We start from the raw sequence: 13,213 nt of genomic DNA on the forward strand, positions 1-13,213 counted from the left end.
GGCTACTCGGCCGCGTCGCGGACGGTCGCGGATCCCCCGGCGGCCGACTGCTCGTGCTCGACCCGAAGCAGCGTAATCGCGGCCTCGAAGTCGTCGAGGGAGTCGAAGCCCTGGTAGACGCTGGCGAAGCGGAGGTAGGCCACCTCGTCGAGCTCGCGGAGCGGCTGGAGGATGGCCAGGCCGATGTCGTTGGCCTCGATCTGCGCGGCGCCGGAGAGGCGCACGGTCTCTTCGACGCGCTGGGCGAGCACCGCCAGGTCGCTGTCGGTGACCGGCCGGCCCTGGCAGGCCTTGCGCACGCCGCTGACGATCTTCTCGCGGCTGAACGGCTCGACGACACCGGAGCGCTTGATCACGTTCAGGCTCGCGGTCTCGGTCGTGCTGAAGCGCCGACCGCAGTCCGGGCACTGGCGACGGCGGCGGATGGCCAGGCCGTCGTCGGTCGTGCGGGAGTCGACGACGCGGGAGTCGGGGTAGCGGCAGTAAGGGCAGAACATGGCCCCTCAATCGTACCGGCTCCGCCGACGCTCGCGGCTCTCCCCCGGGGTCAGGGGGTGAAGCGGGCGGTGACCGCGTCGCCGTGCGCCGGGAGGTTCTCGGCGGTCGAGAGGGCCACGATCCGCGCCGCCACCGTCTGCAGCGCCTCGCGGTCGTAGCGCACGACCTGCTGCGGCCGCAGGAAGGTGTAGGCGCCGAGGCCCGACGAGAAGCGCGACTGCCCCCCGGTGGGCAGCACGTGGTTCGACCCGGCGAGGTAGTCGCCGAGGCTGACCGGCGAGTACGCGCCGAGGAAGACCGCGCCGGCGTTGTGGATGAGGGCGAGCGTCGCATCCGGATCGGCCGTCTGCAGCTCGAGGTGCTCGGGCCCGTAGACGTTGCTGACCGCGGCGGCCTGCTCGATCGAGTCGACCAGCACGATGGCCGACTGGGGGCCGTCGAGCGCGACGGCGACCCGGGCGGCGTGGGTGGTGGAGGCGGCGACGCGGGACAGCGCGTCGACGACGGCCGCGGCGAGCTCGGGCGAGTCGGTGACGAGCACGGCCGCGGCGAGCTCGTCGTGCTCGGCCTGGCTGACCAGGTCGGCGGCGACGAACTCCGGGTCGGCGCTGCCGTCGGCGATGATCAGGATCTCGGTGGGCCCGGCCTCCGAGTCGATGCCGACGACCCCGCGGACGATCCGCTTCGCGGCGGCCACGAAGACGTTGCCCGGCCCGGTGATCACCTCGACCGGGTCGAGCCCGATCTCCTCGACCCCGTAGGCGAGGGCACCCACGGCCCCCGCTCCCCCGACGGCGTACACCTCGTCGACGCCGAGGAGCCCGGCGGCACCGAGGATCGTGGGGTGGATCGACCCGCCGAACTCCTTCTGGGGCGGCGACGCGATGGCGATCGAGCCGACCCCGGCCAGCTGGGCCGGCACCACGTTCATCACGACGCTCGACGGGTAGACCGCCTTGCCGCCGGGCACGTAGAGCCCGACGCGTTCGACGGGGTGCCAGCGCTGCTCGACGACGGCGCCGTCGTCCAGGGTCGTCACCCGCGCATCCGGGATCTGGGCGGCGGTCGCGAGACGCACCCGCGTGATCGCCTCCTCGAGCGCGTCGCGCACGGCCGGGTCGAGCCCGTCGACCGCGGCGTCGATCTCGGCCTGCGGAACCCGCACGTGCTCGGGCACGACCCCGTCGAAGCGCAAGGCCTGGTCGCGGAGCGCGACGAGGCCGTCCTCCCGCACGGCCTCGACCAGGGCGAGGGCGGCCTCGGAGGCGACCGTCACGTCGGTGTCGGCGCGCGGCACGAGGCTCACGAGTTCGGCTCGGGTGGGGGTCTGACCGCGGAGGTCGATGGTCTTGATCATGGCGTTCCCAGCCTAGCGAGCGGCGGACTCGGCCACGGCGCGGTAGCCGCGGTCGGGCCCGGGTTCGGTCTCGAGGCCGGCCGCGATCGCGCCGAGCTGTGCGCGGCCGGCGAAGGCCGGGTCGAGCAGCCGGCCGAGCGCGGTCGTCGCCGCATCCACCGTCAGCGCGTTCGGGTCGAGCGCGACGCCGAGACCGGCTCGCTCGAGGGCCGCGGCACCGGCGAACTGGTCGGTCGAGAACGGGAGGACGAGGGTGGGCACGGCGAAGGTCACGGCCTCCGTCACGCTGTTGTTGCCGCCGTGGGTGACGGCGGCGGCCGCCTGCCGGAGCAGGGAGACCTGCGGCAGGTACTCGCGCACCAGCCAGGTCGAGGGCAGCTCGCCCAGCCGGGCCGGATCGCCCGAGCCGGTCGCGATCGCGGCGCGTACCCTGGTGACCGGGCCGGTACCACTGCCGGGGTCGGATCCGGTTCCGGCGCCATCCCCGCCACCCGCCAGCCGGCGCAGCGCCTCGGCCACGACGGCCAGCACGTCGTCGCGCACCGAGAGGAAGCTGCCGAAGCTGACGTAGACCACCGGGTCGTCCGACTCCGCCAGCCAGCGCTCGACCTCGGGATCCCCCGAGTCGTCGCGCGGCATCGAACCGAGGTGCCGATGCGGAGGCAGGCCGGCGTCGCGGGCCGGGTCGGCGAGCTCGGCCGGGTAGTTGAACAGAAGCAGGTCGCCGGTCTCCGAGAAGGCCGAGGGCGAGGGCTGCGCGGCCGGGTCCAGCTGCGCGAGCGCGGCGTTCCACTCGGCCGTGAAGGAGACGCTCACCCGTTCGCAGAGCTCGCGGAGCCGGGAGAGCTCGTCGGCATCCGGCTCGAAGGCCGCCGGCCACGCGGCCGGGTATCCGTAGAGCTCGTCGCCCGTGGGAAGGGCGGAGGGGTGACCGAGCACCACGTCGACGTACGGGATGCCCGCGGCCGCGAGGCCCAGGCGCGCACTGAAGGCGAGATGGTCGACCAGCACGGTGTCAGGCCGCACGGCCTCGACCACCGCGACCGTGGCCCTCGCCTTCTCGACCGGCTGCCACATCAGGTCGGTGAGCCGCTCCTCGGCCTGGTACCGCAGGGTCGGCAGCATGCCGAGCCGCGTCGCCGCGAAGAAGCCGCGGAGCGAGGTGTCCTCCTCCTCCGGCTGCTCGTCGGCCCGGATCACGCCGGGGTTCGAGCCCCGGCCGAGCTGGAGCGGGATGCGCTCGAAGCCGAGGCGGCGCACGATCGAGTCGGTCGCGTCGCCGGTGGCGACCACGACCCGCTCGCCCCGCGCGTGCCAGGCCCCCGCGAGGGTGACCAGGGGTAGGAGGTGGGAGGCGTAGTCGGGGCTGATGACGAGGACGGTCACGACTGCGGCACCGGCCACGCGAGGTCGCTGTTCTCGCGCCGGACCTGCTCGTAGACGCCGTCGAGCGCCGTGGCCATCGCCTGGATGGTGAAGCTCGACTCGACCACCGCGCGTGAGCGCCGGGCGCGGTCGTCGGTGGTCTCGGCCGCCGCCCGCACCGAGGCGCGGTCGATGGCATCCGTCAGGGCCGCCGGATCCCAGGTCTGGGTGAGGAACCCGGTCACGCCGTCCTCGACGTAGGTCGCGGGGCCGCCGCCGTCGGGCGCGACCACGAGCAGCCCGGTCGCCATCGCTTCGAGCAGCGCGATGCCGAACTCCTCCTTGAGGCTGCCGCAGACGTAGACGCCCCGGCCGGCGCTGAGGCCCGGCAGCCCGGTGCGGGCGGCCGCCATCCAGCGGGCCACCGTGTCGTTCGGCCGGTGTCCGGGCAGCAGCAGGCCGCGTCGGGCGCGCTCGCCGACCGGCACGACCGCCTCGATCGCGTCGAGCTGCTCGCGCTCGGCCACGGAGGGTTCGAGCAGGTTCCCTCCGATCAGCAGCAGGTTCGCGCGGTCGGCGGCCGCACTGCCCTGCCAGGCCGCGACGATCGCCGCCATCCCCTTCACCTGGTGGAACCGGCCGACGCTGACCAGCAGCGGCAGGCCGCGGCGCTCGGCCGGGAGGGTCTCGACCAGGGCACGCAGCTCGGCGAGCTCGGGGCCGGCCGGGCCGCCCTCGTGGTGCGCGCGGGCCTCGTCGACGGCGAGGTCGACGACCCGGAGGTCGATCCCCTCCGGCACGATGGTGTGGCGCTCGGGATGCGAGTCGATGTCGATGCCGACGAGCGTGCGCATGTCGCGACGCAGCTCGGGGCGCGGGAAGAGCACCGTGTGGTTCGCGTTCGAGGCGAGCCGCTGCACCAGCCGGGCCCGGAACCAGAAGTGCTCGCGCTCGTCGGCCGCGCCGAAGTTCGTGCGGGTCAGGGTGCCGGCCGAGTCCATCGACTGGATGACCGCGTGCGGGTCGGGTGCCACCGTGAAGACGACGGGGATGTCGAGCTCGCGGGCGACGTCCGAGGCGGCCAGGCTGCCGACCTCCGCCATCCGCAGGTGCAGCACGTCGACGGTGCCGGCGGCGCGCAGGATGCGTCGGATGCCGCGACGGGCCGCCACCCGCTGCGGCCACGCGGTCGCACTGCTGGCCGTCGGCGTGAGAAGCGGGATGCGGCCGTAGCGGTGACCGGACTCGTGCGCGGCGATGTCGGCGACGCTCTCGATCGCATCCGGGACCGTGCCGCGCGACATCGTGAGCACGCGACCGACCGGGGATCCGGGGCGATCGCCGACGAGGGCGTCGCCGAGCCGCACCAACAGGGTCGCGACTCCCCCGTTGTCGCCGCTGCCCGCCGCGCTGAGCGCGGCATCCACGTCGGCGTGCAGGAACAGCTGGGCCACGGTGAGCGGACCACCGGTGCTGCGGGTGGAGACGACACCCCCGGCCAGGTCGATCAGGCCCAGGCGCGCGACGTCGGCGAGCGGCCCGTCCTCCCCCCGGGCGAGGTCGTCGAGGAGGGCCGCCGCACGGCTGTCGCCGCGGTGCTGGCCGAGACCGGCGATCGCGGCGGTGCGGACCAGCGGGTGCTCCCCCGCATCCGACGCGGCCTGGATCAGCCGGCGCGCCGGGCCCTCGCCGCGGATGAGGCCCAGCGTCTCGACCAGGCGGTACCGGGCGCCCGGCTCGTGGATGCCGAGGAGCGCCCCCTCGAGACCGACCGCGACGTGGTCGGGCGCGGTCTGCGCCCACTGCTCCAGGGAGCGCTGGGCGATCATGCCGCCGAAGCCGCCCTCGACCACCATGCCGATCAGCCGGCCGACGCCGTCGAGGTACGGGATGCGCGCGCCGAGCACCCAGGCGGCGTGCTCGCGGAGGAAGCCGCGCTCCTCGGAGAGCAGCCCGGTGAGCACGTGGTTCGCTTCGTCGTCGACGATCTGGCCGAAGGCGTGCACGGCGGCGACCGCCGCCACGTCGTCTGCGCTGTCCAGCGCTCCGGTGAGGATGCGGAGGGTGCGCAGCCCCGGCTCCCGGCTTGCCTCGAAGGCGAGGTCGTCGGCGCGGCGCATGGCCTCGACGATCCGGTCGGCCTCGAGCACGCCGTCGAGTGATGTCTGAATGCCCACTGCTCGCCCTACTGCTGGAATCCTCCCGCGGCCGTATCCGGTCGCGCTTGTCAACCATAACCCTAGATTGTCTAGCCATAAAGCTTCCTAACAGCCCCCGAACGGTGAGCGAAACCTCAGCCGGCGGCGCCCGGGCGGTCGAGCCACTCGACGAGCAGAGCGCGCTCGACCGGGCTGAGGAACGGCAGGTCGGCCGCGTGCGCGCGGAGCGCCACGACGGCCGCCGTGCGGGAGTCGGGTCCGGTCGCCGGAGGTCGAGCGGCGTCGGAATCGGCGCCCGGATCGGGCTCGAGCCGGGACGCGCCGCTCTCCGGTTCGAGGAGGATGCGACCGAGCACCGCCTCGAGCAGGTCGTCGAACAGCCCGGCCTGGCGCAGCTCGGGCGGGAGGGCGAGCGTGGTCTGCACCGCTCCGAGTCCGGCGGCGTGCATGATCGCCACGGCGCGCTCCTCGGTGACCCGCAGCAGCCCGCTCCGGGCCACCCGGTTCATCCGCGCCGCGAGCACCCGGAGGCCCGCTGCCGCCGCGTCGGAGCGCGCGGCCCGATCGGGGTCGCTCATCAGCCGGAACAGGGCCGGGTTCGCGAGCCCGAACTCGATCTGGTCCTGCCAGCCGCGCCGCAGGTCGTCGATCGGATCCGCTCCCGCCGCCGCGGCCTCGTCGACCCGGTCGCGCTTGGCGGCGACGTGCGTCGCCATCGCGTCCTCCGCGACCGCCTCCAGCAGGCCGTCCTTGTCGCCGAACAGCCGGTAGATCGTCGGCGCCTGCACTCCCGCGCGCGACGCCACCGCGCGGGTGGTGACCGCGGCCGCCCCGCCCTCGCGGAGCAGCTCGGCTGCGGCGCGGATGATGCGGGGGCGGGAACCGTCGACCGTCCGGTCGGCCTCGAGCAGATCTGCTGTCATGTTTCCGATGATAACGCATAGTCGCTATCGCTGGAATATCAGTGCTACCGTTACAGCGATTCCACCGCTAACGAATGGAGCGATCATGATCGTCATCACCGGAGCCACCGGCGCCCTCAACGGAGGAACCCTCCGCCATCTGGTCGCGACCGTGCCCCCGAGCGGCATCGCCGCGGTCGTGCGCGACCCGTCGAAGGCGGGCGAGCTCGCCGCCCTCGGGGTCGAGATCCGCCGCGGGGACTACGCGCGGCCCGAGACCCTCGTCCCCGCCTTCGCCGGCGGCGATCAGCTGCTGCTGGTCTCGTCGAACGACCAGGGTGCGGATGCGGTCGCCCTCCACCGCGCCGCGATCGAGGCCGCGGTCGCCGCCGGGGTCGGTCGCATCCTGTACACCAGCCATCAAGGCGCCGCCGCGGACAGCCCGTTCGCCCCGGCGCGGGACCACGCGGCGACCGAGGAGCTGTTGGCCGCCTCGGGCCTGCCGTGGACCGCGCTCCGCAACGGCTTCTACGCGCACACGCTCGGCTGGGTGACGGCTTCGTGGCGGCAGACCGGCGCGATCACCGTGCCCGCGAACGGCCCGATCTCGTGGACCTCGCGGGAGGATGCGGCCGAGGCCGCCGCCGTCGTCCTGCTGAGCGACGGGCGCTACGACGGGCCGGTGACCCTCACCGCACCGGATGCGCCCGACTTCGGCGAGATCGCCCGGATCGCGAGCGCGCTCGGGGATCGCCCGGTCGAGTTGATCGAGCTCGACCCCGAGGAGTGGGTGGCGGGACAGGTCGCCGCCGGGACGCCCGAGGGGGCCGCCCGGTTCCTGCTCGGCATGTACCTGGCCGCGTCGGAGGGGTTCTTCGCCGGCACCGACCCGCTGCTCACCGACCTGCTGGGTCGCGAGCCCGCCTCCGCGCGCGACGCGCTCGTCGTGGCCGAGGGGCGTTAGCGAGGAGGCTGCGGCACGCACAATATTCGTGGGCCGCAGCCACCTCCGCCGGCGGTCAGACCAGGCAGTTCGGGCCGAGCAGCGACTTGAGCTCGCCGTAGAGGTCGGCGGTGACGTTGACGCCGTACGGCACCTCGAACACCCGCACGTTGTCGCTCTTCACCAGCCGCAACCGCACCTCGGTGTCGCCGGAGTGCCTAATCAGCACGTCGTTCAGGGCCTGCACCGTGTCGGTCGTCGCCTTGTACTCGGCCAGCGAGATCTGCAGCGGGCCGGAGGTGCCGACCTGCCCGAGATCGGGCTGGAACAGGCTGAACGCGTGCAGGTTCATCCCGTCGTCGCGCAGCGAGACCCGCCCGCGCACGACGACGATGGCGTCGTTCGTGAGCGCCGGCCCGAACTCCTGGTAGGTCTTGCCCATGAACATCGCGGTGATCTCGCCGCCGAAGTCCTCGACCGTGATCATGCCGTACTGGTTGCCCGAGTTCTTCGCGGTGCGGTGCTGCACGCTCGTGATCAGCCCGGCGACCGTGACCTGGTCGCCGTCCTGCGTGTGCTCGCTCTCCAGCAGATCCAGGATGCTCGTGGACGCAACCTTGGCCAGCGGGATCTCGAGCCCCGCCAGCGGGTGGTCGGAGACGTAGAGCCCGAGCATGTCGCGCTCGAAGGCGAGCTTGTCGCGCTTGGCCCACTCGGGGCGCACCGGGATGTCGTGCACCTCCTCGGGCGCATCCCACAGCGAGTCGAAGTCGAAGCCGACCTGGCCGTTGGCCTCGTTGCGCTTCTCGGAGACCGCGTTGTCGATCATCGCCTCGTGCACCTCGATCAGCGCCCGCCGGGTCGAGCCCAGCGAGTCGAAGGCGCCCGCCTTGATCAGCGACTCGATCGTGCGCTTGTTCGTGGCCCCGAGCGGGATCTTCTTCAGGAAGTCGCCGAAGGAGGTGAACGCGCCCTTCTCCTCCCGGGCGGTCTTGATCAGCTCGACCACGTTCATCCCGACGTTGCGGACCGCCCCCATGCCGAAGCGGATGTCGGTGCCGACGGCGGTGAAGAAGCCGATCGACTCGTTCACGTCGGGCGGCAGCACCTTGATGCCCATGCGACGGCACTCGCTGAGGTACATCGCCATCTTGTCCTTCGAGTCGCCGACGCTCGTCAGCAGCGCCGCCATGTACTCGGCCGGGTAGTGCGTCTTGAGGTAGGCGGTCCAGTACGAGACCACGCCGTAGGCCGCGGAGTGCGCCTTGTTGAAGGCGTAGTCGGAGAAGGGCAGCAGGATGTCCCAGAGCGTCTTGACCGCGGCCTCGGAGTAGCCGTTGTCGTGCATGCCCTTGGAGAAGCCCTCGTACTGCTTGTCGAGCTCGGACTTCTTCTTCTTGCCCATCGCGCGGCGGAGCAGGTCGGCCTGCGCGAGCGTGAAGCCGGCGAGCTTCTGCGCGATCGACATCACCTGCTCCTGGTAGACGATCAGGCCGTAGGTGCCGCCGAGTACCTCGCGCAGCGGCTCCTCCAGCTCGGGGTGGATCGGGGTGATCGGCTGGATGCCGTTCTTGCGGAGGGCGTAGTTCGTGTGCGAGTCGGCACCCATCGGACCCGGCCGGTACAGCGCGAGCACGGCCGAGATGTCTTCGAAGTTGTCGGGCTTCATCAGGCGGAGGAGCCCGCGCATGGGCCCGCCGTCGAGCTGGAACACGCCGAGGGTGTCGCCCCGGGCGAGCAGGTCGTACGAGGGCTTGTCGTCGAGCGCCAGGTCTTCGAGCACCAGGTCTTCGCCGCGGTTGGCCCGGATGTTGTCGAGCGCGTCGTCGATGATCGTCAGGTTGCGCAGACCCAGGAAGTCCATCTTGATCAACCCGAGCGACTCGGCCGCCGGGTAGTCGAACTGGGTGACGATCTGGCCGTCCTGCTCCCGCTTCATGATCGGGATGATGTCGATCAGCGGGTCGCTGGACATGATGACGCCCGCCGCGTGCACGCCCCACTGACGCTTGAGGTTCTCGATGCCGAGGGCCGTGTCGAAGACGGTGCGCGCCTCCGGGTCGGTCTCGATCACGGTGCGGATGTCGACGGCCTCTTTGTAGCGCGGGTGCGCCTTGTCGAAGATGCCGGAGAGCGGGATGTCCTTGCCCATGATGGGCGGCGGCATCGCCTTGGTGAGCTTCTCGCCCATGCTGAACGGGAAGCCCAGCACGCGACCGGAGTCTTTCAAGGCCTGCTTCGCCTTGATCGTGCCGTAGGTGACGATCTGCGCGACCCGCTCGCTGCCGTACTTCTCGGTCACGTACTTGATGACCTCGCCGCGGCGACGGTCGTCGAAGTCGACGTCGAAGTCGGGCATGCTGACGCGGTCGGGGTTGAGGAACCGCTCGAAGATCAGGCCGTGCACCAGCGGGTCGAGGTCGGTGATCTTCATGGCGTAGGCCGCCATGGACCCTGCGCCGGAACCACGGCCCGGCCCGACCCGGATGCCGTTGCGCTTGGACCAGTTGATGAAGTCGGCGACGACCAGGAAGTAACCGGGGAAGCCCATCCCCTTGATCACGCCGACCTCGTAGTCGGCGCGCTCGCGCACCTCGCGGGAGATGCCGTCGGGGTAGCGCTCGGCGAGCCCGGCCTCGACCTCCTTCTCGAACCAGGTCGCCTCGGTCTCGCCCTCGGGCACCGGGTAGCGCGGCATGTAGTTGGCGCTGGTGTCGAAGGCGACCTCGCAGCGCTCGGCGATCAGCAGCGTGTTGTCGCAGGCCTCCGGGTAGTCGCGGAAGATCTGGCGCATCTCGGCGGCCGACTTCAAGTAGAACTCGTCGGCGTCGAACTTGAACCGGTTGGGGTCGGAGAGGGTCGAGCCGGACTGCACGCAGAGCAGGGCGGCGTGGCTCGTGGCGTCGTGGGCGTGGGTGTAGTGCAGGTCGTTCGTGGCGACCAGGGGCAGGTCGAGCTGCTTGGCCAGCCGGAGCAGGTCGGTCATGATGCGGCGCTCGATGTCGAGACCGTGATCCATGATCTCGCAGAAGAAGTTCTCCTTGCCGAAGATGTCACGGAAGTCCGACGCCGCCTTGACCGCCTCGTCGTACTGGCCGAGCCGGAGCCGGGTCTGCACCTCGCCGCTCGGGCAGCCGGTCGTCGCGATCAGGCCGGTGCTGAACTCGCTCAGCAGCTCACGGTCCATCCGGGGCTTGAAGTAGTAGCCCTCGATGCTCGCCTTGCTGGAGAGGCGGAAGAGGTTGTGCATCCCCTCGGTGCTCTGGGAGAGCAGCGTCATGTGGGTGTAGGCGCCGGCACCGCTGACGTCGTCTCCCCCGCCGTTGCCCCAGCGCACCCGGGTCTTGTCGGATCGGTGGGTGCCCGGGGTCAGGTACGCCTCGGTGCCGATGATCGGCTTGATGCCGGCCTCGGTGGCCGTCTTCCAGAAGTCGAAGGCACCGAAGACGTTGCCGTGGTCGGTGACCGCGACCGCGGGCATCCCCTGCTCTTTCGCGGCCTCGATCAGGGGTTTCACCCGCGCGGCACCGTCCAGCATCGAGTATTCGCTGTGGACGTGCAGATGCACGAAGGAATCGTTCGAGGGCACTGGGTCTCCGGCGTGTTCGGCGTGGGTTCCAAGTCTAAACGCCGACCCGCCGACCTCAGGCGACCACGCCGCCCATGGCGCCGATGACCCTCAGCTGCTGCTCGCGATCGACACCCTGGGCGTGGAATTTTCCGTCGGGTGTGAAGTACGCCACGAGCCCGTCGGGGTTCGGATGACCGAAGGCACGGAGGTGCTTCTGGAGGTCTTTGACGTAGTAGCGGGCCTCTCCCTCGACGCTGCGTTTCTCGACGTGCTCGGACGCTTCGAGCTGCTCGGGCGTGAGGTGGGGTGCGTTCTCCTGCTCCATGCCCGAAGCGTACCGGGGGCCGGCGGTCAGCTCCAGGGGCTGTCGTCGCGCCAGGGTGCGAGGTCGACCTCGTTGCCCTCGGGATCGGCCAGGGTCCACCACTCGGGCGCGTCGGCGTCGCTGACGATCCGGCCGCCGGCGGCGAGCGCCGCCGCGAGCCGGCCCTCCACCGCGTCGCGCGGCAGGTAGACGTCGAGGTGGATGGTGTTGCGGTCGGGCCGCGGCGCGTCGATCTGCTGGATCCAGACGTTCGGACCGAGCCGGCGCGGATCGGTGAGATCGGCATCCTCGACCGGCCGGTAGTCGAGCACGGCCTGCCAGAACCGGCGCACGGCCGCGACGTCGACCGCGTCGATGGCGATCTGCAGGCTCTGCACCCGGGTGGGATCGGCCCGGACGCCGAGGTCCTGCGCCGCCCGCGAGATGCCGCGGGCGAGCTCGAGGTCGCGTCGGCTGATGTCGCCGAGGTCATGGCTGATCAGGCGCACGGCGACGCCGTCGTAGCGGAGGTCGAGCTCGGGGTGGTGCCCTGCCGCCTCGGCCAGGTCGGCCACGGCCGCCACGAAGGCGGCTCCGGCGGAGAAGGAGCCCCGCCCGGAGGACGTCGTGTCGAAGTAGGCGCGGGCGCCGTCGCCGACCACTCGCCAGTCGGTCGTACCCTCGGCGGCCCGGAAGTCGCGGGGAGAGATCGCGTCGTCGCTCATCCTCCCGGTCTACCGTCGCGGGGCCTGCGTGTCCATCCCTCGTCAGCGGGGGGCGGCCTCGCCCGCCCGCCAGGCCCGGAGGGTGTGCCGGTAGCCGACCAGCTCGTGGCCGACCACCTCGATGATCGCCCCGAGAGCGACGAGCCCCACAACGACGCTGAGCGAGGTGAGCGAGCCGCGCTCCTCGACGTCGAAGGGATGCGCGCCGGCGGCCGCGCCCACCACGACCGCGGCGGCCAACGGCGTCAGGGTGAGCAGAAGGAGGGGCAGGTGGGTGAGGTCGTAGGCGTGCAGCAGCACGCTCCACACCAGGAAGATCAGCATGAACGTCAGGGCGAGTGGGATGGCCAGGGCTAGCGCGATCCCGAGCAGGGTGACCTCGCCCCGCTCGACCGCGATCGTGGTGAGGTGCAGCCCGGCGCCGATCGCCGCGATCGAACCGAACAGGGCCAGATGCGCGTACCGCCAGGCGAAGGTGCGCTCGGGGCGCCGCTCGAGCACGAGGCGGGACGGCACGAGGAAGTAGGTCCACCACACCGCCGCCGCGATCACGAGACCCGACGCGGCGAGGAGGACGGCCTCGGCGGTCCAGCCCTGCTCCTGGGTCAGAGCGCCGACCGCGGCCGTGGTGCCGGCGATCACCTCGCCGATCGTGATCAGGGTGAGCAGGGTGAAGCGCTCCGCGATGTGCCCGGCGTTCCAGGGCGAGTACCCGTAGCGCCGGGTCGCCAGCACCGGGGCGACCATCTCGGCGAGCGCCAGCAGCACGATCGCGATCACGGTCGCACCGGCCGGGAGCGGGAGCACGGCGGTCAGCAGCCAGCCGACCTGCGCCACCGAGATGATGATCACGTAGGAGTAGGCGTTCCGCCGGTGGGCCGGGTCGCGCAGGGCGGCGCGGAGCCAGAGGGCGATCTGCGGCACCCGCATCACGATGTACCCGATGACCATCAGGAGGTTGTTCGGGCTCTCCCCGTGCGCGGCGGCCTCGAAGGAGACCGGCAGGCCGTAGCTCAGCACGATGACCCCGATCATCTGCACGATCGTGGCGAGGCGGAACAGCACGTCGTCGTTGCCGTAGGCAGACGAGAACCAGGTGAAGTTGAGCCAGGCCCAGCTGACCGCCCAGACGGCGAAGGCGTAGGCGCCGATCGACGGCCAGACCGAGCCCTCGCCCAGGTGCTCGGCGAGCAGGTCAGCCGCGGTCGCGAAGGCGACGACGTAGGTCAGGTCGTAGAGCAGCTCGAGCGGCGTCGTCGCGCGGCCGCGCTCACGGGGGTCCCGCCCCCGCATCGGGCGCAGGCGGTGCCGCAGCTCGTGCGCGAGCTCGGTCTCGAAGTCGGTCGTCCCGGTCATGTACCCTCCCGGCTGCATTGTGGCGCACAGGAT

General features: G+C 71.7%; 10 protein-coding genes. 1 reads left to right on the plus strand and 9 read right to left on the minus strand.

The window, feature by feature from the left end:
• Positions 1 to 2: 2 nt before the first annotated feature.
• The 5 genes from nrdR to AC59HU_RS01955 all read right to left on the minus strand — a co-directional run bounded on the left by nrdR (position 3) and on the right by AC59HU_RS01955 (position 6,302).
• On the minus strand, positions 3 to 497 hold the full coding sequence (gene nrdR / locus AC59HU_RS01935) for a transcriptional regulator NrdR (RefSeq protein ID WP_497221629.1): 495 nt from the start codon (positions 495 to 497) through the stop codon (positions 3 to 5).
• A gap of 50 nt (positions 498 to 547) precedes the next feature.
• Complete coding sequence (hisD, locus tag AC59HU_RS01940; protein ID WP_497221630.1) at positions 548 to 1,855, minus strand: histidinol dehydrogenase; 1,308 nt, start codon at positions 1,853 to 1,855, stop codon at positions 548 to 550.
• Between the two features lie 12 nt (positions 1,856 to 1,867).
• Complete coding sequence (locus AC59HU_RS01945; protein WP_497221631.1) at positions 1,868 to 3,259, minus strand: glycosyltransferase; 1,392 nt, start codon at positions 3,257 to 3,259, stop codon at positions 1,868 to 1,870.
• Entirely contained in the window at positions 3,238 to 5,397 is a 2,160-nt protein-coding gene (locus AC59HU_RS01950) for a glycosyltransferase (protein WP_497221632.1), read from the minus strand. The genes AC59HU_RS01945 and AC59HU_RS01950 overlap by 22 nt, the downstream gene beginning before the upstream one ends.
• A gap of 116 nt (positions 5,398 to 5,513) precedes the next feature.
• The gene (locus AC59HU_RS01955) at positions 5,514 to 6,302 is read right to left on the minus strand and encodes a TetR/AcrR family transcriptional regulator (RefSeq protein WP_497221633.1); all 789 of its coding nucleotides are present in this window, start codon (positions 6,300 to 6,302) and stop codon (positions 5,514 to 5,516) included.
• An 85-nt stretch (positions 6,303 to 6,387) separates the two neighbouring features.
• Here AC59HU_RS01955 and AC59HU_RS01960 point away from each other — a divergent pair, with 85 nt between their 5' ends.
• Positions 6,388 to 7,245, plus strand: coding sequence for an NAD(P)H-binding protein (locus AC59HU_RS01960; RefSeq protein ID WP_497221634.1), 858 nt, complete (start codon positions 6,388 to 6,390; stop codon positions 7,243 to 7,245).
• Between the two features lie 55 nt (positions 7,246 to 7,300).
• On the opposite strand, the gene dnaE is transcribed toward AC59HU_RS01960, so the two are convergent.
• From dnaE to AC59HU_RS01980, 4 genes are all read right to left on the minus strand, one after another.
• Positions 7,301 to 10,762 (minus strand): DNA polymerase III subunit alpha, encoded by a 3,462-nt coding sequence (dnaE, locus tag AC59HU_RS01965; protein WP_497222067.1) that lies wholly within the window; start codon positions 10,760 to 10,762, stop codon positions 7,301 to 7,303.
• 106 nt (positions 10,763 to 10,868) lie between these two features.
• Complete coding sequence (locus AC59HU_RS01970; RefSeq protein WP_497221635.1) at positions 10,869 to 11,120, minus strand: hypothetical protein; 252 nt, start codon at positions 11,118 to 11,120, stop codon at positions 10,869 to 10,871.
• Between the two features lie 26 nt (positions 11,121 to 11,146).
• Positions 11,147 to 11,824: a 4a-hydroxytetrahydrobiopterin dehydratase gene (locus tag AC59HU_RS01975; RefSeq protein WP_497221636.1), complete on the minus strand. Its 678-nt coding sequence runs from the start codon at positions 11,822 to 11,824 to the stop codon at positions 11,147 to 11,149.
• 42 nt (positions 11,825 to 11,866) lie between these two features.
• Positions 11,867 to 13,180 carry a low temperature requirement protein A gene (locus AC59HU_RS01980; protein WP_497221637.1) on the minus strand — a complete coding sequence of 438 codons (1,314 nt, stop codon included), beginning with the start codon at positions 13,178 to 13,180 and terminating at the stop codon, positions 11,867 to 11,869.
• Positions 13,181 to 13,213 lie beyond the last annotated feature (33 nt).

It is taken from the genome of Herbiconiux sp. 320_LB, assembly GCF_059691755.1.

Bases quoted from the DNA above. Each gene is read 5' to 3' on its own strand.
- AC59HU_RS01955 (WP_497221633.1), bottom strand. From the start codon at position 6,302: ATGACAGCAGATCTGCTCGAGGCCGACCGGACGGTCGACGGTTCCCGC.
- dnaE (WP_497222067.1), bottom strand. From the start codon at position 10,762: ATGCTGGACGGTGCCGCGCGGGTGAAACCCCTGATCGAGGCCGCGAAA.
- AC59HU_RS01975 (WP_497221636.1), bottom strand. From the start codon at position 11,824: ATGAGCGACGACGCGATCTCTCCCCGCGACTTCCGGGCCGCCGAGGGT.
- AC59HU_RS01970 (WP_497221635.1), bottom strand. From the start codon at position 11,120: ATGGAGCAGGAGAACGCACCCCACCTCACGCCCGAGCAGCTCGAAGCG.
- AC59HU_RS01980 (WP_497221637.1), bottom strand. From the start codon at position 13,180: ATGACCGGGACGACCGACTTCGAGACCGAGCTCGCGCACGAGCTGCGG.
- AC59HU_RS01960 (WP_497221634.1), top strand. From the start codon at position 6,388: ATGATCGTCATCACCGGAGCCACCGGCGCCCTCAACGGAGGAACCCTC.
- hisD (WP_497221630.1), bottom strand. From the start codon at position 1,855: ATGATCAAGACCATCGACCTCCGCGGTCAGACCCCCACCCGAGCCGAA.
- nrdR (WP_497221629.1), bottom strand. From the start codon at position 497: ATGTTCTGCCCTTACTGCCGCTACCCCGACTCCCGCGTCGTCGACTCC.